Here is a 21,619-nt window from a genome sequence, read left to right on the forward strand (position 1 = left end):
GGTTTCGGGCACGGGCGTGATGACTTGGGTGCTCTGCGTGACTCATTAGTCACTGTTCCCGATCAGGAGCCGTTCCAACTCTTTTCGGTCGGGAAGTCCTGTCGGACGGACGATTCGCCCGCTGCGGACGTACAGGAACGAAGCCGTGACCAGCTCGGGATCGACGCCCGCCTGCTCGGCCCAGGCCAGTCGGTAGACCGCGAGCTGCAGCGGGTCGGCGGTCTCCTCGCGGTGGGTCTTCCAGTCCACCACTTCGTAGCGTGACGCACCACCGGATCCTGACAACACGTCACCGTCCCGGTAGACCGCGTCGATCCGGCCGCGCACCACCCGCCCCGCCAGCACCAGTTGGAACGGCGCCTCGACCCGGTGCGGCTTGCGCTGCGCGTACGGGGTGCGCAGGAACGCCTCCTTGAGCCGCTCCAGGTCCTGCTCGTCCTCGATGCCGTCGTCGTCGGCGCCGGGCAGCGCGTCCGGCTCGATCAGCAGCAGCGGCTCGATCCGGGACTGCACCCAGGCGTGGAAACGGGTGCCGCGCCGCGCGGCGGGCTGCGGGGGGCGCGGCATCGGACGGGCCAGGTCGCGCGCGAAGCCGTCCGGGTCCGCGGCCAGGCGCAGCAGCTGGGTGGCGGACAGCGCGGCCGGCAGCGGCACCTCGCGCGCGGTGCGCCGGGAGCGCTCCAACTCGCCCAGCAGCGCGGTCAGATCGCGGTCCCAGGAGGCCACCTGGCGCTGGTCCTCGGGGGCCATCGGCTCGGGATCACCGGGGGGCGCCCCGGCGAGCCGGGCCTGCACCACCTCGGCGACCCGACGGCGGGCGTGCTGGGCGGCCGGGTCCAGCGGCAGCGGCCAGGGGCGGTCGACGGGGGCGGCCAGCGCCGGGTTCTCGGCGCCCTTCTCCGGCTGCTCCGCCCAGTGCTCGACCTCTCCCGCGCCGGGCTGCTCGCAGTGCTCGCGCAGCCGCTCCAGGAAGGCGGACGGGCCGCGGACGGTCTTCTGGCTCGGGCCCCACCAGTGCCCGGAGGCCAGCAGCAGCGAGCGCGGGCGGGTGAACGCGACGTAGCCCAGGCGCAGTTCCTCGGTGCCGGAGTGCTCGGCCAGCTCCCTCTTGAAGGCGGTCATCGACTTGCTCGTCCACCCGCCGCGCACGTCGGGCAGGGTGGCGGCGTCGCCGCGCAGGGCGTGCGGGAGCACCCGCTTGGCGCTGGTCCAGCGTTCGCGCGGGGTCGAGGAGGGGAATGCGCCCCGCACCAGCCCGGGGACGGCCACCACGTCCCACTCCAGGCCCTTGGACTTGTGCGCGGTGAGCACCTTCACGGTGTCCTCGCCGCCGGGCAGGCTGCTGTCCAGACCGCGCTCGTACTCCTGGGCGGCGCGCAGGAAGCCGAGGAAGGCGGCGAGGCCCGGGTCGCCGTCCAGGTCGGCGAAGGAGGCGGCGACGTCCAGGAAGGCGTGCAGGGTCTCCCGCCGGCGGGCGGCCAGCGCCTGCGGGGAGGCGGCCAGTTCGACCTCCAGGCCGGTGACCGTCAGCACCCGGTGCAGCACGTCCATCAACGGGTCGGCCAGCGAGCGGCGCAGCTCCCGCAGCTCCTGGGCGAGGCGGGCGAAGCGCACCCGGGCCTCGGCGGAGAACGGCAGCTCGTCCGGCTGGTCAGCCTCCAGGAAGGTCTCCACCGCGTCGGCCAGCGACACCACCTCGGTCGGGTCGGCCTCGGCGACGGCGGCGGCCAGCGCCTCCACCCCCTCGGGCCGGGCGGTGCGGACCAGGTCGGCGGCCCGGCGGCCGAGCAGCGCGAGGTCGCGCGGGCCGATCCGCCAGCGCGGGCCGATCAGCAGCCGGACCAGCGCGGCGTTGGCGGTCGGGTCCTGCAGCACCTCGCAGACCGCCACCAGGTCGGCCACCTCGGGCAGCTGCAGCAGCCCGCCGAGGCCCACCACCTCGACCGGCACCTCGCGGGCGACCAGGGCCGCGTGGATGTCCGGGAAGGCCGCGCCGCCGCGGCACAGCACGGCGATCCGGCCGGGCGCGGTGCCGGTGCGGACCAGGTGGGCGATCGAGTCGGCGAGCCAGTCCACCTCCTCGGCGTGGGTGGGCAGCAGCGCGGTGCGCACGAAGCCGTCCTGCTCGGCCCCGGGGGCCGGGCGCAGCGCCTCGACGCCCTCGTGCATCGCCCGCAGCGGTTCGGCGAGGTCGTTGGCGAAGGCGAGCAGGCGTCCGCCGCTGCGGCGGTTCTCACTGAGCGCGTAGCGGTCGGCGGGGCGGCCGTCGGCCTGCGGGAAGTGCCGGGGGAACTCGTCGAGGTTGGCGACGGAGGCGCCGCGCCAGCCGTAGATCGCCTGGCAGGGGTCGCCGACGGCGGTCACCGGGTGGCCGCTGCCCGTGCCGTCGGGGCCGGCGCCGAACAGGCCGGCGAGCATCAGGCGCTGGGCGACGGAGGTGTCCTGGTACTCGTCGAGCAGCACGACCCGGAACTGGCCGCGCAGGAGTTCGCCGACCTCCGGGCGCCGCTGGGCGAGACGGGCGGCGGCGGCTATCTGGTCGCCGAAGTCCATCAGCCCGGCGGAGCGCTTGCGGCGCCGGTACTCCTCGACCAGGCGCAGCAGCTCCAGCCGGGCCCGGGCGGTGGCCGGGACGGCCCGCAGGTCGTCGTTGGTCAGCTTGACGGTGGCGAGGGTGTCCAGCAGCTCCTCGTCGAAGTCGCGCAGGGCCTGCGGCTCCACCAGGTGCTCGGCGAGTTCGCCGTCCAGCGCGGTGAGGTCGGCCACCAGGTTGGCGAAGGTGCCGGTGAGGGCGGGGAACGGGCCGCGGGCGGTGCGCAGCACCTTGGCGGCGAGCTGGAAGCGGGTGGCGTCGGCGAGCAGCCGCACGTCCGGCTCTATCCCGATCCGCAGGCCGTGTTCCTTGAGGAGGCGGCCGGCGAAGGCGTGGTAGGTGGAGATCTCCGGGTCGCCGAGCGGTTCGGCGGCGTCCCGGTCGGCCACCCCGGCGCGCAGCAGGGCGGCCCGTACCCGCTCGGAGAGCTCGCCGGCGGCCTTGTTGGTGAAGGTGAGGCCGAGCACCTCCTCGGGCCGTACGGCTCCGGAACCGACCAGCCAGACGACCCGGGCGGCCATCACCGTGGTCTTGCCGGAGCCGGCCCCGGCCACGATCACGGCGGGGGCCAGTGGGGCGCCGATGGCCGCCATCTGTTCCCGGTTGAACGGGATCCCGAGCAGCTCCTTGAGCTGGTCGGGATGGCTGAGCACGGCGGTCACCCCGCAACGTTAACGGGCGGAACCGACACTCCGGACCGCCGGCCGGAGTGACCCCGGCTACTCGACCAGCTGCGCGCCGTCGCGTTGGGCCGAGCAGCTGCGGCGGAAGGTGCAGCGGTCGCAGCCGCTGCCGGTCTGCGGGACGAAGCGTTCGGCGAGGACCTTCCCGGCGGCCTCGGCGAGCAGGTTCTCGATCCACGGCTCGCTCTCGGGCGGATCCTGGCGCTGCACCTTGGGGGCCTCCTGGTCGGCCCTGGCGGCGGGCTCGCGCAGGTGGACCAGTTCGGCGCCGCCGGTGGCCGGCGGGTGCTCGGCGAAGCCGGGCAGCTCGTTGAGGGCGCCGGCCCGGACGGCGAGCTGGTAGACGGCGAGCTGCTTGTGCTCGGGCAGGGACTTGTCGGTCGGGATCTGCTTGCCGGTCTTGAAGTCGACCACGTAGGCGCGCCCGGCCGCGTCCTTCTCGACCCGGTCCATCGAGCCGCGGATGCGCACCGAGACGCCGCCGACGTCGAGGGTGACGTCGAAGCCGTGCTCGGTGGCGACGACGTCCCGGCCGCGTTCCAGGACGTGCCAGTTGAGGAAGCGCTCCAGCGCGGCGCGGGCCTCGGTCTTCTCCTGATGGGACTTCCAGGGCGCGTCGAAGGCGAGCGCGTCCCAGACGGTGTCCAGGCGTTCCATCAGGACGGCGAGGTCGGCGGGGGTGCGGCCGGAGCCGACCTCGTCGGCCAGCGCGTGCACCACGTTGCCGAAGCCCTGGGCGGCCGAGCCGGCGCCGCGCGCCTTGACCTCCTTGTCGAGGAACCACTGCAGCGAGCAGCTCTCCAGCTGTTCCAGGCCGCTGCCGGACAGCCGCACCGGCAGGTCGGCGCTGCGCAGCGGCTCGGGGGCGGCGGTCGGGTCGTCCAGGCCCCACCAGCGTTCGGGGCGGGCGGCGGGCACCAGCGGCAGCCCCTCCTCGTCGGTGGCGGCGGCGAGCGTGGCGAGCCGTTCGGCGGCCGCGCGGCGCAGCGCGGGCGAGCGGGCCGGGTCGACGGTGACCGCGCGCAGCTCGGCGACCAGCGCGGCGACGGACAGCGGGCGGCGCGGGCGGTGGGTGACGTCCTCGACGGTGACGGGCGGGGTGCGGCGCACCACCTTGCCGGTGCGCGGGTCGACGTCCTCGCGGTAGAGCTCGCGCAGGAAGCGGGAGGGCTCGTCGCCGTCGTCGGCCGGGGCCTTGACGGCGGTGACGATCAGCCGCTCCTTGGCGCGGGTCGCGGCGACGTAGAAGAGGCGGCGCTCCTCGCCGAGCAGGGCGGCCGGGGAGAGCGGTTCGGCGAGGCCGTCGCGGCCGATCCGGTCGGCCTCCAGCAGGGAGCCGCGGCGGCGCAGGTCGGGCCAGAGGCCGTCCTGGACGCCGGCCACGACGACCAGGCGCCACTCCAGGCCCTTGGAGCGGTGGGCGGTCATCAGCCGGACGGCTTCGGGGCGGACGGCCCGGACGGTGAGGGTGTCGGCGGCGATGTCCTGGGCTTCGAGCTCGGCGAGCAGGTCGAGGGCGCTGCGGTGGCCGGTGACCTGTTCCTCGGCGCGGGCGGCGGTCTCGAACAGGGCGCACAGCGCGTCCAGGTCGCGGTCGGCGTTGCGTCCGGCGGCGCCGCCGCGCAGGGCGGCCCGCTCCAGCCGTTCGCGCCAGCGGCGGCTGCCGTCCCACAGCTCCCAGAGCGCCTCCTCGGCGGTGCAGCCGCCGGCCAGCATCTCCCGGACCTTGCGCAGCAGGGTGCCGAGGTCGCGGGCGCGGCGGGCGTGCGCGGGGTCGAGGGCGACCAGCCGTTCGGGCTCGGCGAGGGCCTCGCGGATCAGTTCGCCGGCCGGGCGCGGGGCGACGGCGGGACGGCCTTCGGCGCGCAGCGCGGCGCGTTCCTCCTCGCGCAGGGCGCGGCCCAGGCGCCGCAGGTCGGAGCCGTCGAGGCCGCCGAGCGGGCCGGTGAGCAGGGCGTGCGCGCGTTCGGTGGTGAGCGGGTCGGTGGCGAGCGGGTCGGGGGCGCCGGCCCCCTCCCCGGCCTCGCCGTCCGCGGCGTCCCCGTCCCCGGCATCGGGGTCGGAGCCGGGGCCGGGCCACCGGTCGCGGGCGGACTGCCGGGCCGCCTGCTCCGCGCAGACCCGCAGGGCGAGCAGCAGCTGGGCGACGGCGGGCTCCTCGCGCAGCGGCAGGTCGTCGCCGTCGATCTCCAGCGGGACGCCGGCCGCGCCGAGCGCCCGTCGCACGCCGGGGATGGAGCGGGCGCCGGCCCGCACCAGCACGGCCATCTCGCCCCAGGGCACGCCGTCCTCCAGGTGGGCGCGGCGCAGCAGGTCGGCGATCGAGTCGAGCTCGGCGCCGGGGGTCGGGTAGGTGTAGACCTCGACCCGGCCGCCTTCCCGGGAGGGGAGCAGGGCGCGGTGCTGGGCGAGTTTGTCGGCGGGCAGCCGGCCCATCGGCATCCGCCGGGCGAGCTCCCGGGAGGCGGCGAGCAGCAGGGCGCCGGAGCGCCGGGAGACCCGCAGCACCTTGACCTCGGCGGGTTCGCCGTCGGCCCGGCGGAAGGTCTGCGGGAAGTCGAGGATGCCGTTGATGTCGGCGCCGCGGAAGGCGTAGATCGACTGGTCGGGGTCGCCGACCGCGACCAGGTCCCGCCCGCCGCCCGCGAGCCGGCGCAGCAGCCGGACCTGGGACGGGTCGGTGTCCTGGTACTCGTCGACGAAGACGACGTCGTAGCGCCGCCGCAGTTCCTCGCCGACCTCGGGGCGTTCGGCGAGCAGCACGGCGCGGTGGACGAGTTCGGCGTAGTCGAGGACGCCGCGCAGGTCGAGCACGTCGAGGTAGTCGGCCAGGAAGTGCGCGGCGGCGGCCCAGTCGGGGCGCTGGACGCCCTCGGCGAAGCGCTCCAGCTCGGCCTCGCCGAGGCCGAGCTCGCGGCTGCGGGCGAGGACGGCGCGGACCTCGTCGGCGAAGCCTCGGGTGGTCAGGCAGGCCCGCAGGTCCAGCGGCCAGGCGATCCGGGAGCTGCCGAGCCGGGCGTCCTCGGCGCCGCCGGCCAGCAGCTCGCGGACCATGACGTCCTGCTCGGGGCCGGAGAGCAGCCGCAGCGGCTCGGCGTAGTCGGCCGGGTCCTGGTGGGCGCGCAGCAGGGCGTAGCAGAAGGAGTGGAAGGTGGTGGCCTGAGGGGCGGCGGCCGAGCCGCCGAGCCGGCCGGACATCCGGTCGCGCAGCTCCATGGCGGCCTTGCGGCTGAAGGTGAGGACGAGGATCCGCTCGGGGTCGGTGCCGCGCCCGATCCGCCGGGCGACCGCCTCGACGAGGGTGGTGGTCTTGCCCGTGCCGGGCCCGGCCAGCACCAGCAGCGGCCCGTCGGTGTGCTCGACCACGGCACGCTGGTAGGCGTCCAGCACGGGCGGGTCGGGCTGGACGAGCGGGCTGCGCACGAGCCGGTAGGGGGAGGTCACGGTGTTCCAGGGGTCGGGCAGGGCATGGCGGGGCGGGCCCGCCGGGGCCCGCCCGCATCGAGCCTACGATCCTCCCCCGTCAATCCCGTCCGCGTGGGGAGTTCGGGGAAGTCTCCCGCCCGTCCCAGCGGGCCCGCCCGAGGTCGACCCGGGGCGGGTCGGCGCGTTCGCGCAGCGGGGTGCCCTCCTCGCCGTAGTGGGCGAGGGCGCGCTGCTCGTGCCCGGGCAGCGGGCGGCCGTCCGCGCGGATGACCCGCCACCAGGGCACCGAGCCGCCGTACAGGGCCATCACCCGGCCGACCTGCCGGGGCCCGCCCTGGCCGAGGTACTCGGCGACGTCGCCGTAGGTCATCACCCTGCCGGGTGGAATCCGCTCGGTCAGGTCGAGCACCAGTTCGGCGAAGGGCGGCAGGTCGTCCGGGAAGCCGTCGTGTGTTGCGTCCGTCACCTGCGGCATTCTTCCTGACGGGGACGCACCCGCGGTGCGGTACGAACGGAACGCCGCGCCCGATCCGCCCCCTGTCCAGCACGGGGGGCCGGGGCATGCCACCATCTTCGGGGCGGTGAGTGGTGATACGAGGACAAGACCAGATGACCGGGACGGCTGACGTGGGCGTGGACAAGGACTCCGACGAGTCCGCCGCCGCCGTGCCCCCGGCGCCCGACGGCGGGACCGAAGGCCGGCCCGAGCAGGGGCCGACGCCGCAAGTCTCCCTGATCAAGGACCGGACGATCAAGACCCCCACGCCCGCCGAGGCCCCCGAACAAGCCGGACGAGCCGGACAGCCCGGCCTCCCGCAGGCGCCCGCCGCCCCGCAGCCGACCGTCCCGGCGCCGACCGCCCCGGAGCCCCGGCCCGACCGCCGTGACCCGCAGCCCGACCACCAGGACCCGCTGGACGACGCCCCGCACCTGGACGTCGACGAGCCGCTGCTCGCCGCCCGCGCGCACCGCCCGTCCGACCTGATCCGCTTCCTGGTCGGCGTCTTCGGGATAGTCGCCGTCTTCGTGCTGGCCGGCATCGCCACCTCGACCACCACCGGCATCGAGCAGGACATCGCCACCAACGCGCCGCACTTCTCCGCGGTGCTCTCCACCATCACCGGCCTGGTCTCCAGCGTCGCGGTGCTCGCCGTGCCGCTGGCCTTCGCCGTCGAGCGGCTGATCAAACGCGACGGCCTGCGGGTCGCCGACGGCGTGCTCGCCTCGGTGCTCGCGTACGGCGTCTCGCTCGGCATCGACTGGTGGGTGGCCGAGGGCGCCTCCGACCACATCCGCGACGCGCTGACCCGGCTGCCGCTGGACAGCAACGGCACCCTCACCGACCCGGTGCACGGCTACCTCGCGCCGGTGATCGCCTACATGACCGCCGTCGGCATGTCGAGCAGACCGCGCTGGCGGGTGGCCCTGTGGGTGGTGGTCGTCTTCAGCGGCGTCACCGAACTCCTCGGCGGCTACACCACCCCGCTGTCGCTGATGCTCACCGTGCTGATCGGCTGGTCCGTCGCCTACGGCACGCTGTACGCGATCGGCTCCCCCAACATCCGGCCCACCGGCCAGCACCTGATGATCGGCCTGCGCAAGGTCGGCTTCACCCCGGACGGCGCCAGCCGCGCCCCCGACGCCCCCGGCGGCACCCGCCGCTACTACGTGACCCAGCAGGGCGGCCCGCCCCTGGACGTCCACATCATCGACCGCGAGCAGCAGGCCTCCGGCTTCTTCTACCGGGCCTGGCGGCGGCTGCGGCTGCGCTCGGTCGCGGTGCGCCGCAGCCCGCAGTCGCTGCGCCAGGCCCTGGAGCAGGAGGCCCTGATCGCGTACGCGGCGGCCGCCTCGGGCGCCCGGGCGCCGCAGCTGGTCGCCACCTCCGAGCTCGGCCCGGACGCCGCGATCCTGGTGTACGAGAACGTCGAGGGCCGCACCCTGGACGAACTCGCCGACGACGAGATCACCGACCTCGTGATGGCCTCGATCTGGCAGTCGGTGTCCGCCCTGCACGAGCGCCGGATCGCCCACCGCCGGCTGACCGGCGAGTCGCTGCTGGTGGTGGACGAGCGGACCGGCTGCCTGGTCAACCTCTCCGGCGGCGACATCGCCGCCACCGACCTGACCCTGCGCATCGACGTCGCCCAGCTGCTCACCACCTTCGCGCTGCGGATCGGCCCCGAGCGGGCCGTCGCCACCGCCAACGCGGTGCTCGGCGCCGAGCGGGTCGCCCAGGCGCTGCCCCTGCTCCAGCCGGTCGGGATGAGCCGCTCCACCAGGGTCGACCTCGCCAAGCTCAGCAAGGAGCGCAAGGCCACCGCCCGGGCCAAGGCCCTGGAGCAGGTCGCCGCCGGCGAGCGCACCCAGCAGCAGGCCGAGGAGGACATCGCGGCGGCCGGCGAGGACCTGCTCAGCCGCATCCGCGGCCAGATCCTGCAGATCGCCCCCGAGGCGCCGATGGAGCCGGCCAAGCTGGAACGGCTGAAGCCGAAGAGCCTGATCATGGTGATCGCGCTCACCTTCGCCGCCTACCTGGCCCTGACCACCATCAAGCCGGCCCAGCTCAAGCTCTCCCAGATGAACTGGGCCTGGGCCGCGGCCGCGCTGCTCGCGGCCGCCTTCAGCTACGTCGCCGCCGCGATGAGCCTGACCGGCTTCGTCCCCGAGCGGCTGCCGTTCCGGCGCACCGTCGCCGCCCAGCTGGCCGGCTCCTTCGTCAAGCTGGTCGCGCCCGCGGCGATCGGCGGCATCGCGCTCAACACCCGCTACCTGCAGCGGGCCGGCATCCGCTCCGGCCAGGCGGTCGCCTCGGTCGGCGCCTCCCAGCTGGCGGGCCTGGCCGGGCACCTGCTGCTGCTGTTCAGCTTCGGTCTGATCACCGGCAGCCAGACCAACGGCGACCTCTCCGCCTCCCGCGCGGTGATCATCGGCGTGCTGACCGCCGCCGTGCTCGCCCTGGTGGTGGCCGCCGTCGCGCCGCTGCGCCGGTTCGTGCTGGGCCGGCTGCGCTCGCTGTTCTTCGGCGTGGTGCCGCGGATGCTCGACCTGATGCAGACGCCCAGCAAGCTGGTCACCGGCTTCGGCGGCATCCTGCTGCTGACCCTCTCCTTCACCGCCTGCCTGGACTTCTCGGTGCAGGCCTTCGGCGGGGACGTCAGCTTCTCGGCGGTCGCGGTGGTCTTCCTGACCGCCAACGCGGCCGGCTCGGCGATCCCCACCCCGGGCGGCATCGGCCCGGTCGAGGTCGCCCTGATCGGCGCCCTGACCGTCGCGGACGTGTCCCCCGCGGTCGCCACGCCGGCGGTCTTCCTCTACCGGGCGCTCACCTTCTGGCTGCCCGTCCTACCCGGTTGGATCGCCTACAACGTGCTGCAGCGCAAGAACGCGCTCTGAGCCGCCCGGTACGCGCGAGAAGGGCCCCGCCGGTCCGGCGGGGCCCTTCTCGTCAGCGATCTCCTAGTAGACCGGCTTGTGCGGCTCGATCTGGTTCACCCAGCCGAGCACGCCGCCGCCCAGGTGCACCGCGTTGGCGAAGCCCGCGGCCTTCACCACGGCCAGCACCTCGGCCGAGCGCACGCCCGACTTGCAGTGCAGCACGATCTTCCGGTCCTGCGGCAGCTTCTCCAGCGCGTCGCCCATCAGGAACTCGTTCTTGGGGATCAGCACCGCGCCGGGGATGTTGACGATCTCGTACTCGCCGGGCTCGCGGACGTCGATGAGGTAGATGTCCTCCTTCTCGTCCTGCCACTGCTTGAGCTGCGCCGAGGTGATGGTCGAGCCGGCGGCGGCGGCCTGGGCCTCCTCCGACACGACGCCGCAGAAGGCCTCGTAGTCGATCAGCTCGGTGACCGTCGGGTTCTCACCGCAGACCGCGCAGTTCGGGTCCTTGCGGACCTTCACCTGGCGGTAGTTCATCTCCAGGGCGTCGTAGATCATCAGCCGGCCGACCAGCGGGTCGCCGATGCCGGCCAGCAGCTTGATCGCCTCGTTCACCTGGATCGAGCCGATGGACGCGCACAGCACGCCCAGCACGCCGCCCTCGGCGCAGGAGGGGACCATGCCCGGCGGCGGGGCCTCCGGGTACAGGCAGCGGTAGCAGGGGCCGTGCTCGGCCCAGAACACGCTGGCCTGGCCGTCGAAACGGTAGATCGAGCCCCACACGTACGGCTTGCCGAGCAGCACCGCGGCGTCGTTCACCAGGTAGCGGGTGGCGAAGTTGTCGGTGCCGTCCACGATCAGGTCGTAGCCGGAGAAGATCTCCATGACGTTGGAGTTGTCGAGGCGCTCCTCGTGCAGCACCACGTCGACGTAGGGGTTGATCTCCTTGACCGAGTCCCGGGCCGACTCCGCCTTGGAGCGGCCGACGTCCGACTGGCCGTGGATGATCTGCCGCTGCAGGTTGGACTCGTCCACCACGTCGAACTCGACGATGCCCAGCGTGCCGACACCGGCCGCGGCCAGGTACAGCAGGGCGGGCGAGCCGAGACCGCCGGCGCCCACACAGAGCACCTTGGCGTTCTTCAGCCGCTTCTGCCCGGCCATGCCCACGTCGGGGATGATCAGGTGGCGGGAGTACCGGCGGACCTCATCGACGGTGAGCTCGTCGGCCGGCTCGACCAGGGGTGGCAACGACACGGGGACTCCGATGGGTGTCTTGTTCGGGTGGCCAGGGCCAGCCTCGGTGCGGGGTTGTCGCTCCGCCACGCGGGTGGCTGTCTAGGCCAACAGTGTCACGCCCGCCCGCTATTCCGAGACAGCCCGTCCGATGGGCGAGACGGGCGGCGCCGGATCGTGGGACCGCCCACCGGGGCCCCACAGGTGCCCCGGTGCCCGTGTTTGCCGGGCTCGGGGCGCCTGCGGAGCGTGCTCAGACCCGGCAGGCCGTCTCCAGCCAGACGTCCCCCAGCGACTCCTCCAGCGGCACCTGTGTCCGCCATCCGAGACGGTCCCGGGCGGTGCGCACGTCCGCCTGCCGCCACGGCACCGGCTCCCCCGGCACCGCCCGGCCCTCCGGCCGCTGGCCCTCCGCCCGGTGGCCCGGCAGGTGTCCCGGCACGTACGGGCCGGACTGGTGCGGGTGCCCGGACAGGTGGTCGCCGCCCGCCCCGCCGACCTGCGCCGGCAGCAGGACCTGCCGGTTCTCCTCGACGATCGACCCCTCGAAGCCCGAGGCCCGCACCAGCAGCTGGGCCGCGTCCCGGGCCCGGACGGCGTGCCCGCTGCCGATGTTGATCACCCCGGTGGCCGCCGACACCGCGGCCGCCTGGATGGCCCGCGCGACGTCCCGGACGTCCACGAAATCCCGGTATCCGGACAGGTCCGGCATCCGCACCTGGTGCTCGTCGCGTTCCAGCGCCCGCCGCAGGCCCTCGGCCAGCCGGCCGAACAGCGAGGCGGTCGGCGCCCCCGGGCCCACCACGTCGAAGACCCGCAGCACCGCGGCGTCCAGCCCGGAGGCCAGCACCAGCTCCGTCCCGGCCAGCTTGGACACCCCGTACGGGCCGACCGGCCGCGGCTCGGCCTGCTCGGACACCGGCACTCCGCCGGGCACCGGCCCGTACTCGGCGGCCGAGCCGACGTGCACCAGCCGGGCCGGCTCCCGGCTGCGCCGGATCGCCTCGCAGACCGTCGCGACGGCCAGCGTGTTCGACCGGATCAGGGTGCGCGAGCTGCCGTAGGTGGCGCCCGCGCAGTTGATCACCACCTGCGGCGCGACCGCGTCCAGGAAGCGGGCCAGCGCGCCCGGGCTCCCGGTGGTCAGGTCGAAGCGGATGTCGGCCGAGTCGCGCCGGCCGAGCACCGTCACCTGCAACTCCTGGTCCATCAGCAGACGGTCGGTGACCCGGCGGCCGATGAAGCCGTCGGCGCCCAGCAGCAGCACCCTCATCGGGGGTGTCCTTCCACGAAGCGAGGTCGGGGGACGACCTGGCGAACTGACATCAACGAACGGACGAAACACGGATCGGGGCCGGGCGGCACGGGGCGGATCAGCGGTGCGCGCCGGCCCGGCCGAGCACCGCCGCGGCGTACCCCAGCAGCGCCGCGGCGACGGCGCCGCCGCCGAGCAGGAGGGCCCAGGGCAGCGGCCGGCCGAGGGCGAGCAGCCCGAGCGTGGCGGCGGGCCCCGCCGACGCGCCCAGCGCGGCGGCCGTCGTCCGGCCGCAGCGGGCCAGCAGCGCCGGCAGCACCAGCAGCAGTCCCAGCACCCCCTGCGCCGCCCACCACACGGGGCCGGCCCGGTCGGCCGCCAGGTGCAGCAGCCCGCCGCCGTGGCCCGGGCCGGGGCGCGGTGCGACGACGGCCAGCACGGCCAGCGCGGCGGAGGTCAGCACCGCGAGCACCGCCAGGTGCAGGGCGATCGCGACCGGCAGCACCGGCCGCATCCGGGCCCGGAACTCGGCCAGGGTGGCCGCCGCGCCCAGGTGGCCGCGGCCGACCTGCCGGTACCAGCGGGCCGCCCGCTCGGCCGACCCGGCCGACACCGCCGCCGCCAGCACCAGTGCGACGGCCGTCGGCCGGTCCCCGCCCGGGACGGCCGGCGGGAGCAGCAGCAGCGCGGCCAGCCCCAGCCCGTACCCGAACGCGGCCGGGCGCCGACCGGGGCCGGCCGGCCGGCGCGGCACCCTCACCGGCACCGGCCCGAGGGCGTCCGCCGGGCAGGCCGGCGCCGCGAACGGCGGGCCCGGCTCGGCGGGCGGCGGCGCGGTCAGCGCGGGCAGCAGCACCAGCGGGACGGCGGCGCACAGCAGCACCGGCCAGCGGGCGCCGAGCACGGCCACCCCCGCGCAGGGCGGCACGGCCAGCGCGGCGGCGGTCAGCGCGGCCCGGGCGTCGGCCCCGCGCCGCCGCGGCCCGGCCGGCCCGGGCGGTGGCGGGCGGCGGGGCACCCGGGCGTACAGCTCCTCGGCGAGCGAGAAGAGGTCGGCGTGCCGGCAGCGGGCGGCGGCGTCCGGGCCGAGCCCGGCCTCCTCCAGCCCGGCGGCGATCTCCAGCGGATCGACGGCGCGCTCGCACAGCTCCCGGTACTCCGCCATCACCTCGCGCACCGGGTCCGCGCTGCCGCCGAGCGCCGTGCTGCCGCCGGGCACCGCGGGGCCGTGGCCTGGGCCGGACATCAGACAGCCTCCACGAGGGACTGCCGGACGGGCACCGGCGCGGCGGACCCCGCCGCGGCTGGCACCGACGCGGTCGGCTGCGAGAGGGCGGGCTCGGGCGCGGCCGGCTGCGAGACGGCGGGCTCGGGCGCGGCCGGCTGCGCGGCGGCGGCCCCCCGGCCGTCCGCGAGCCAGTACTCCGCGGGCCGGGCGAACGGACGCGGCACCGGGCCGCCCTCGGCGCCCCGCCCGCCCACCGGGAAGGCCGGGTACTGCGAGACCAGCTCCAGGTAGATCTCCCGGAAGGCGCCGATCACCGGTTCGACGGCGAAGCGTTCCTGCGCCCGCAGCCGTCCGGCCAGCCCGAGCCTGGCCCGCCGCTCCTCGTCGCGCAGCAGCGCCAGGCAGGCGCCGGCCAGGGCGCGCGGGTCGCGGGCGGGCACCAGCAGCCCGGTCGGCCCGACCACCTCGCGGGCCACCCCGACGTCGGTGGACACCACCGCCCGGCCGCTGAGCATCGCGTCCGCCAGCAGCCCCGGGCGGCGCTGGGAGAGCGCCGAGAAGACGGCCACCGTGCCCGCCTCCCAGGCCTCGGCGAGCGTCCGCGGCCGCCCGGCGAAGTCCACCGCCCCGGCCACCCCGAGCCGTTCGGCCACCGCCGCGCAGTGCGCCCGGTAGCCGGGCGCGGCCTCCTCGCCGTACAGCGCCAGCCGGGCGCCGGGCAGGTCGGCCCGGACCAGGGCGAGGGCGTGCAGCACCAGCTCCGGGTCCCGGCCGGGCTCCAGCGCGCCCGCCCAGACCAGGGTGGGCGCGGCCGGTTCCGGTCCGGCGGCCGGGCGGTCCACCGCCGGCGTCCCCTCGTACACCACCCGGGTGCGCTCCGGGTCGGCCCCGCAGCGGTGCTGCCACTGCCGGTCGTGCTCGCTGCCGGGGGTGAGGACGGCCGCCTGCCGGTAGGTCTCCGCGGTGAGCGCCCGGAAGAAGGACAGCAGCAGCGCCCGCACCGGCCACCGGTACGGCGGCTCGTGCCCCGCCCACTCGCCCCGGGGCGGCCGGCCGAGGTACTGCTCGCGCAGGTGCGGACCGTGCTCGGTGACCACGAACGGCACCCCGTGCAGCTGCCGGGCCACCAGGGCGGGCAGCGCGGCGAGCCCGCCGCCGGCCACGTGGCACAGGTCGGCCGCGCCGAGTCCGCCCGGTCCGGTGCCGTACCAGGGCGCGGACAGCGGCCGCAGGCACTGCTCCAGCAGGTCGGCCGCCACCAGCACGTCCCGGACCAGCGGCTGCCCGGCCGAGGTGTCCGCACCGGGCAGCCGCCAGGTCCGCTCCAGGATCCGGCGGGCGTGCGCGGAGGCCAGGAAAGCGGGCAGCGAGCCGTCCTCCCCGGCCACCGCCGCCAGCCGGTACAGCCCGGGCCCGAAACCGGCCCGCTCCGCCGGCAGCACCAGCGCCCGCACCAGCTGCTCGTACGCCCCGGCGTACCGGCGTCTGCGCAGCGCGCCGGGCGGCCGGCCGCCCGGCCGACGGCCCCGGAGCGCGAGGTCCCGCGCGCCGCGCCAGACCGGCGACAAGCGCTCGACGCCGCCGAGGCCCTGCGGCCCGGTCAGCAGGTACAGCTCGAACTCGTGCTCCGGCAGGCCCTCGGCCAGCCGCTCGCACCAGCCTCCGGCACCACGCTGGGGATACGGAGGGGCACCCTCGGTGAGCAGGGCAACGCGCACGGGAGACCTCCAGGACAGAGTGGGATTCGCGGGCGGATCACGGACGGATCGACGGACGGCCGAGCGGCCCGGGCGGAGTCGGGGACGCCGCGGCGCGGCGGCGGCGGACGCGGCCGCGGCCGTGCCGCGTTCCGCACCCCGGGCGTGCCCGGGGCGCGCCCGCCCGCTGCGGCGGTCGGGCCCGAGCCGCCGGGCCCCTGGCCGCGACCGCCCTCCGGTTCCTCCGGCGGCCGCGGGCTCCCCCACACCTGTTCGGTCCGACAGCAGAAAGGTAGGACCGGCTCCGGGCAATCCATCGGTCACATGCCTGGCTGCCACCTGAACGAGTGAAACGCCGTGACCTCGGCCCGAACCGGGCCGTTACCGCGCGGTGTCCGCGGCCACCCCCGCGCCCGCGCGCTCAGCCCGCGGTGTGCGCGATCAGCTCCCGCACCGCGCGGGCGACCGCGTCCGGGTGCTCCAGCATCGCCACGTGCCCCGAGTCCGGCAGCACCAGCAGCCGGGCGTCCGCGAAGGCCTCGCAGGCGCGGCGGGCCGAGCGGTAGCCGACCAGCTTGTCGCGCAGCCCGTACACCAGCAGCACCGGCACCTCCACCCGCTCGGCCTGCCGCCACAGCGCCTGGTCGCCGCGCTCGGTGTACGCCGAGACGATGCCGCGGGCGGAGCCGATCAGCGCCTGCATCGCGTGCGGCACCTCCAGCCGGCGCCGGTACTCGGCGACCGCCTCGGCCCGGGCGGCCGGGCTCAGGCTCGCCGGGTCCCCGTAGACCAGCCGCAGCAGGTCCTCGGTGGCCGCCTCGACATCACGCCCGTTCGCGGCCAGCCGGCGCAGCACCGCGGGCACCCCGGGCACCGCGAGCAGACCGGTCGACCAGGCGGAGCGCTGCGGGGGCAGCTCGGGCAGGGCGGGCGAGACCAGGGTGAGGCTGCGCACCAGGTCCGGCCGGAGCGCGGCGAGCCGGACGGCGACCGCGCCGCCCAGGGAGTTGCCGAACAGGTGGACCGGGCCACGGCCGGCGGCCTCCAGGTAGCCGATCACCGCGCGGACGTGGCCGGAGACGGTGAGGTTGCCGTCGGTCGGCGGGTGGGAGCGCCCGAAGCCCGGCAGGTCCACGGCCTCGCCGTCGACCAGGCCGGCGAGCCGGTCCATCAGGGCCGTCCAGTTGGCGGCCGAGCCGCCGAGCCCGTGGACGAAGAGGCCGGGTTCGCGCCCGTCGGCGGCGCCGTCCTCGGCGGGCCGGTGCACGGCGAGCACCGCGCCGGGGACCTCGACCGTACGTACCTGCTGCTCAGCGCTGCTCATGGTGGACGATGGTAGTGAGGCCGGGCCGGAAGCACCGGGGCCGGTGGGCCGTCCCGGTTCCCTCGTCACACCACTGCCGAGGCCGAGGTCAGCGCCGTATTGTGGGCTCCTGACAACCAGGACGACCTCTTTTCTCGCCTTCGCCAGACGCGGGCGCGGTTACCGAAAAGTAGAATCGGCCATCTTGCCAGCCCCGAACAGACCCGAAGTGAGGAGCGCCGTGACGGCCATCCAGGAGGCGCAGGAGCGCCCGCGCGGTGCCCGCCTGCCGCGAAGCGCCCGCCGTGAACAACTGCTCGGTGCCGCCCAGGAGGTGTTCGTCGCGCAGGGCTACCACGCGGCCGCCATGGACGACATCGCCGACCGTGCCGGGGTCAGCAAGCCGGTGCTCTACCAGCACTTCCCCGGGAAGCTGGAGCTCTACCTGGCGCTGCTGGACAAGCACTGCGACGCCCTGGTCGAGTCGACCCGCGAGGCACTGTCGACGACCAACGACAACAAGCAGCGCGTGGCCAACACCATGGAGGCGTACTTCAACTACGTCTCCAGCGAGTCGGGCGCCTTCCGCCTGGTCTTCGAGTCGGACCTGACCAACGAGCCGGCCGTGCGCGAGCGGGTCGAGCGGGCCTCCGAGGCGAGCGCGACGCTGGTCAGCAAGGTGATCCAGGAGGACACCGACCTGCCCGAGGCGGAGTCCAAGCTGCTCGCCGCCGGCGTCTGCGGCCTGGCCCAGATCACCGCCCGCTACTGGCTGTCCCAGGGCCTGGAGATCCCGCGCGACGAGGCGGTGCGGCTGGTCGCCAGCCTGGCCTGGCGCGGTCTGAAGGGCTTCCCGATGCACCCGGGCGAGCTGCCCGGGGAGGCTGCCGCCCACCAGGGGTGATCGGACGACCTTCGCCTGACCGGTGATCCGGTGCTCTATGGTGAAGCCGTACGGCGCGGTCGCCGCGAACGCTTGTTCCAGGCGGTCCGGTGCCCGCGCGTGGAGGCTGCAACCCCGGAGGGACGGAAGCCGTGGAGGTCAAGATCGGCGTGCAGAACGCGCCGCGCGAGATCGTGATCGAGAGCTCGCAGACTGCCGATGAGGTCCAGAGCGCGGTCGCGAAGGCGCTGGAGGGCCCGGAGAAGCTCCTCACGCTGACCGACGAGCACGGCCGTCGCGTCATCGTCCCGGCCGAGCGCCTGGCGTACGTGGAGATCGGCGAGCAGGCCGTCCGCAAGGTCGGCTTCGGCACCCTCTGAGGCGCCGCCCGAGCAGGTCGTTCCGGTGCCCCGTTCCCGTCAGGGAGCGGGGCACCGTCGCGTGTACGGGCCGGTGGGGCGGGGTAAGGCGGCAGGTGCGGCGACGGTGCCGCGGGCCCGTCCCCCCGGGAGGCACTCTTGCTGGTCGAGTCGATCGCCTTCGCCCTCGTCGGCCTGGTCACGGGCGGCGCCGCGCTGCTGGCCCTGCCCGCGTACTTCCGGGCGGCCCGCGCGCTGACCCTCGGCACCGCTCTGGCGGCGGCGCTGGTCGGCGGAGTCGTGGCCCACTTCTGCCTGGACGGGCACTACCCGGCGGCGTCGGTGGCGGCCTCGGCGCTGGCCTCGGGCGTCCTCACCTCGCTGCTGGCCCGGCCCGACCTCGCGGCCGGGCGGGCCCCCGCCCACCGGCACCACCCGCACCACGCCGGAACCCACCGCGCGCCGCGGCGCCACCGGCCCGCGTAGCGCGGTGGGTTGGCCCGCGGGGCGGGCGGTCAGCTGGCCAGGCCCAGGGCGGCCATCCGCTTGGTGTGCGCCTCGGTGATCCGGTTGAACATCTTGCCGACCTCGACCAGGTCGAAGCCCTGCACCCGGACACCGCCGACCAGCAGGTTGGAGAGCGCGTCGCGCTCGGCGACCACCCGCTGGGCCTGGCTGAGCGCCTCGCCCATCAGCCGCCGGCCCCACAGCGCGAGCCGCCCGCCGGCCCGCGGGTCGGCCTCGATCGCCTCACGCACCTTGTCGACGGCGAACTGGGCGTGACCGGTGTCGGACATGACGCCGAGCACCAGCTCACGGGTGTCGTCGTCCAGCCGGACGGCCACCTCGCGGTAGAAGTCGGTCGCGATGGCATCGCCGACGTAGGCCTTGACCAGGCCTTCCAGCCAGTCCGACGGGGCCGTCATGCGGTGGAACAGCTCCAGCGGCTCGACGAAGGGACGCATCGCCTCCTGCGGGTCGGCACCGATCTCGGCGAGCCGGTCGTGCAGGCGCTGGTAGTGCTGGAACTCGGCGGAGGCCATCCGGGCCAGGGCCGCCTTGTCCGCGAGGTCCGGTGCCAGCTTGGCGTCCTCGGCGAGCCGCTCGAAGGCGCTCAGCTCGCCGTACGCGAGCGCACCGAGCAGATCCAGCACCGCCGCCCGGTAGCCGGGGTCGGCCGAGCACGCGGCCCAGTCGCCGATCGAGCCGGCCGCGGCGTCGTCCTGCGTCTCACCATGGGTCTCCATGACTCGTCACCTTAGTCCCGGCGGCCCGTCTCCCCCACCACCGGCCGCGCCCCGGTGACCGGCCGGATCGCCTGATCACGCGGCCCGCGCCGGGGGCAATGTCAGACGCGTCACGTGTTCGAGTCGTCGCCTGACTGTATGGTGGTACGGAGCCCCGTCGTGCTTGCACGGTGTCACCGCCGTCTCGGTACCCCGCGCAAGCCCGCTCCGAAGCGGCACCGTCCAGCCGGACGCGTCCGCACCGGAGGCACGGGTACTCACGTACGCGGATGCCCGGTCGGAGAGCCGATCGGCTCCGACCATGGCTTGGACTTCAAGCCTTGGCACCGCATCAGTGGCCGAGCGAGGGCCGCCGAGACCGCGCCCCCTGGCGAAGGTCCCGCGCAGGTCCCTCACGGGAATCCTCCCCGACGCCGCCGGCGACGCGCCCCGCACAGGGCCGCGCGCACCGGCCGGCCGCAGGGACCGGCGCGGTTGTGCGTCCGCGCAGCTGTATCAGGGCCGCCCAGGCCCGTACGCAGCCGCGCGGCTGCCCGCCCGCCGCTCGCTCTCGGCCCCTCCACACGGAAGAGGCAGCACCCTGTCCACCACCGCTGAACCCATCAAGACGACCTTCCGGGACCTGGGGATCCTCCCGGAGACCGCCGAGGCCCTCGAAGCCGTCGGCATCGTCCACCCCTTCCCCATCCAGGAGATGACCCTCCCGGTCGCGCTGACCGGCCACGACGTCATCGGCCAGGCCAAGACCGGCACCGGCAAGACCCTCGGCTTCGGCCTCCCGCTGATCGAGCGGGTCGTCGTGCGGGCCGACGTGGACGCCGGCCGGGCCACCGAGGAGCAGCTCTCCGACTTCCCGCAGGCGCTGATCGTCGTCCCGACCCGCGAGCTCTGCACCCAGGTCACCAACGACCTGCAGACCGCCGGCAAGGTGCGCGACGTGCGCGTCCTCGCCGTCTACGGCGGCCGGGCGTACGAGCCGCAGGTCGAGGCGCTCACCAAGGGCGTCGACATCGTGGTCGGCACCCCCGGCCGACTGCTCGACCTGGCCGGCCAGAAGAAGCTGAACCTGTCCCAGGTCCGCGCGCTGGTCCTGGACGAGGCCGACGAGATGCTCGACCTCGGCTTCCTGCCGGACGTCGAGAAGATCATCACCATGCTGCCGGCCAAGCGGCAGACCCTGCTGTTCTCGGCCACCATGCCGGGCCAGGTCATCAGCCTCGCCCGCCGGTACATGAGCCAGCCGACCCACATCCGGGCCACCGCCCCGGACGACACCGGCACCACCGTCGCCAACATCGAGCAGCACATCTTCCGTGCCCACTCGCTGGACAAGGTCGAGATGGTCTCGCGCATCCTGCAGGCCGAGGGCCGCGGGCTGGCGATGATCTTCTGCCGCACCAAGCGCACCGCCGCCGACGTCTCCGACCAGCTGACCCAGCGCGGCTTCGCGGCCGGCGCCGTCCACGGCGACCTCGGCCAGGGCGCCCGCGAGCAGGCCCTGCGGGCCTTCCGCAACGGCAAGGTCGACGTGCTGGTCTGCACCGACGTCGCGGCCCGCGGCATCGACGTCGAGGGCGTCACGCACGTCATCAACTACCAGTGTCCCGAGGACGAGAAGACCTACCTGCACCGGATCGGCCGCACCGGCCGGGCCGGCGCCTCCGGCACCGCCGTCACCCTGGTCGACTGGGACGACATCCCGCGCTGGCAGCTGATCAACAAGGCGCTGGACCTGCCGTTCAACGACCCGGAGGAGACCTACTCCACCTCGCCGCACCTGTACGAGCTGCTGAAGATCGCGCCGGGCACCAAGGGTGTCCTGCCGCGCTCCGAGCGGACCCGGGCGGGGCTCGGCGCGGAGGAGGTCGAGGACCTCGGCGAGACCGGCGGACGCGGCAGCCGCGCCGGCCGTTCCGGCCGTGGTCGCGGCGGACAGGGCGGCCCGGGCCGTCCGGCCGCCGCACCGGCCGAGACCGAGGAGCAGAAGCCGCGCCGCACCCGTGAGCGCCGCCGCACCCGTCGGGGTTCGGCGGTCGGCGAGGGCGAGGCCACCGCGACCGTGACCGAGGCCGCCGCGGCTCCGGCTCCGGCCGTCGAGGGCACCGAGGGCGAGGCCGCGCCGCGCCGTCGCCGCCGCCGCTCGCGCGGTGGCGCCGCGGGAGAGGCGGTCGCGGCCGTCGAGGCCGCGGTGGTCGCCGAGGCCGCTGCGGTCGTCGAGGCCGCGGTGGTCGTCGAGGCCGCGGTGGTCGCCGAGACCGTCGTCGCGCAGGCGCCGGCGGAGGAGAAGCCCGCCGCCCGGACCCGTACCCGGACCCGCAAGCCGAAGGC

At 75.4% G+C, this 21,619-nt stretch carries 14 protein-coding genes; 5 read left to right on the forward strand and 9 right to left on the reverse strand.

Features of this window, described 5'->3' with window-relative positions; genetic code table 11:
• Nucleotides 1-45: 45 nt before the first annotated feature.
• From ACIRD3_RS21845 to ACIRD3_RS21855, 3 genes are all read right to left on the reverse strand, one after another.
• Nucleotides 46-3,255 (reverse strand): UvrD-helicase domain-containing protein, encoded by a 3,210-nt coding sequence (locus tag ACIRD3_RS21845; RefSeq protein WP_402219074.1) that lies wholly within the window; start codon nucleotides 3,253-3,255, stop codon nucleotides 46-48.
• Between the two features lie 57 nt (nucleotides 3,256-3,312).
• The gene (locus ACIRD3_RS21850; RefSeq protein ID WP_402219077.1) at nucleotides 3,313-6,720 is read right to left on the reverse strand and encodes an ATP-dependent helicase; all 3,408 of its coding nucleotides are present in this window, start codon (nucleotides 6,718-6,720) and stop codon (nucleotides 3,313-3,315) included.
• Nucleotides 6,721-6,799: 79 nt separating this feature from the next.
• A complete protein-coding gene (locus tag ACIRD3_RS21855) occupies nucleotides 6,800-7,177 on the reverse strand; it encodes an MGMT family protein (protein ID WP_402219079.1) in 378 nt (125 codons plus the stop codon).
• A gap of 134 nt (nucleotides 7,178-7,311) precedes the next feature.
• On the opposite strand from ACIRD3_RS21855, the gene ACIRD3_RS21860 reads away from it, so the two are divergent.
• On the forward strand, nucleotides 7,312-10,098 hold the full coding sequence (locus tag ACIRD3_RS21860; protein WP_402219082.1) for a flippase-like domain-containing protein: 2,787 nt from the start codon (nucleotides 7,312-7,314) through the stop codon (nucleotides 10,096-10,098).
• 63 nt (nucleotides 10,099-10,161) lie between these two features.
• Here the strand turns inward: ACIRD3_RS21860 and moeZ are convergent, their stop codons facing one another.
• The 5 genes from moeZ to ACIRD3_RS21885 all read right to left on the reverse strand — a co-directional run bounded on the left by moeZ (nucleotide 10,162) and on the right by ACIRD3_RS21885 (nucleotide 16,823).
• Nucleotides 10,162-11,340: an adenylyltransferase/sulfurtransferase MoeZ gene (gene moeZ, locus ACIRD3_RS21865; protein ID WP_402219085.1), complete on the reverse strand. Its 1,179-nt coding sequence runs from the start codon at nucleotides 11,338-11,340 to the stop codon at nucleotides 10,162-10,164.
• 232 nt (nucleotides 11,341-11,572) lie between these two features.
• Nucleotides 11,573-12,592 (reverse strand): NAD-dependent epimerase/dehydratase family protein, encoded by a 1,020-nt coding sequence (locus tag ACIRD3_RS21870; protein ID WP_402219087.1) that lies wholly within the window; start codon nucleotides 12,590-12,592, stop codon nucleotides 11,573-11,575.
• A gap of 100 nt (nucleotides 12,593-12,692) precedes the next feature.
• A complete protein-coding gene (locus ACIRD3_RS21875) occupies nucleotides 12,693-13,820 on the reverse strand; it encodes a hypothetical protein (RefSeq protein ID WP_402219090.1) in 1,128 nt (375 codons plus the stop codon).
• Nucleotides 13,820-15,520 carry a DUF3492 domain-containing protein gene (locus tag ACIRD3_RS21880; protein WP_402219093.1) on the reverse strand — a complete coding sequence of 567 codons (1,701 nt, stop codon included), beginning with the start codon at nucleotides 15,518-15,520 and terminating at the stop codon, nucleotides 13,820-13,822. Before ACIRD3_RS21880 ends, ACIRD3_RS21875 begins: the two co-directional genes overlap by 1 nt.
• A gap of 400 nt (nucleotides 15,521-15,920) precedes the next feature.
• Entirely contained in the window at nucleotides 15,921-16,823 is a 903-nt protein-coding gene (locus ACIRD3_RS21885; protein WP_402219096.1) for an alpha/beta fold hydrolase, read from the reverse strand.
• Nucleotides 16,824-17,043: 220 nt separating this feature from the next.
• Here ACIRD3_RS21885 and ACIRD3_RS21890 point away from each other — a divergent pair, with 220 nt between their 5' ends.
• The 3 genes from ACIRD3_RS21890 (at nucleotide 17,044) to ACIRD3_RS21900 (ending at nucleotide 18,530) form a co-directional block, all read left to right on the forward strand.
• Nucleotides 17,044-17,706, forward strand: a complete 663-nt coding sequence (locus ACIRD3_RS21890) for a TetR/AcrR family transcriptional regulator (RefSeq protein ID WP_402219098.1) — start codon at nucleotides 17,044-17,046, stop codon at nucleotides 17,704-17,706.
• 131 nt (nucleotides 17,707-17,837) lie between these two features.
• Nucleotides 17,838-18,065 (forward strand): DUF3107 domain-containing protein, encoded by a 228-nt coding sequence (locus tag ACIRD3_RS21895; protein WP_360259579.1) that lies wholly within the window; start codon nucleotides 17,838-17,840, stop codon nucleotides 18,063-18,065.
• 138 nt (nucleotides 18,066-18,203) lie between these two features.
• Complete coding sequence (locus ACIRD3_RS21900; RefSeq protein WP_402219100.1) at nucleotides 18,204-18,530, forward strand: hypothetical protein; 327 nt, start codon at nucleotides 18,204-18,206, stop codon at nucleotides 18,528-18,530.
• Between the two features lie 29 nt (nucleotides 18,531-18,559).
• Here the strand turns inward: ACIRD3_RS21900 and ACIRD3_RS21905 are convergent, their stop codons facing one another.
• Nucleotides 18,560-19,291 carry a ferritin-like fold-containing protein gene (locus ACIRD3_RS21905; protein ID WP_402219103.1) on the reverse strand — a complete coding sequence of 244 codons (732 nt, stop codon included), beginning with the start codon at nucleotides 19,289-19,291 and terminating at the stop codon, nucleotides 18,560-18,562.
• Nucleotides 19,292-19,985: 694 nt separating this feature from the next.
• Between ACIRD3_RS21905 and ACIRD3_RS21910 the strand changes: the two genes are divergently transcribed.
• Nucleotides 19,986-21,619: DEAD/DEAH box helicase (locus ACIRD3_RS21910; protein WP_402219106.1), on the forward strand; the 1,634-nt coding region annotated here is incomplete at its 3' end.

Origin of the sequence: Kitasatospora sp. NPDC093550, assembly GCF_044764985.1 — a bacterium.
Taxonomy (GTDB): domain Bacteria; phylum Actinomycetota; class Actinomycetes; order Streptomycetales; family Streptomycetaceae; genus Kitasatospora.

Coding starts and splice junctions, on each gene's coding strand:
- ACIRD3_RS21855 (WP_402219079.1), bottom strand. CDS start 7,177: ATGCCGCAGGTGACGGACGCAACACACGACGGCTTCCCGGACGACCTG.
- ACIRD3_RS21860 (WP_402219082.1), top strand. CDS start 7,312: ATGACCGGGACGGCTGACGTGGGCGTGGACAAGGACTCCGACGAGTCC.
- ACIRD3_RS21870 (WP_402219087.1), bottom strand. CDS start 12,592: ATGAGGGTGCTGCTGCTGGGCGCCGACGGCTTCATCGGCCGCCGGGTC.
- ACIRD3_RS21875 (WP_402219090.1), bottom strand. CDS start 13,820: ATGTCCGGCCCAGGCCACGGCCCCGCGGTGCCCGGCGGCAGCACGGCG.
- ACIRD3_RS21885 (WP_402219096.1), bottom strand. CDS start 16,823: ATGAGCAGCGCTGAGCAGCAGGTACGTACGGTCGAGGTCCCCGGCGCG.
- ACIRD3_RS21905 (WP_402219103.1), bottom strand. CDS start 19,291: ATGGAGACCCATGGTGAGACGCAGGACGACGCCGCGGCCGGCTCGATC.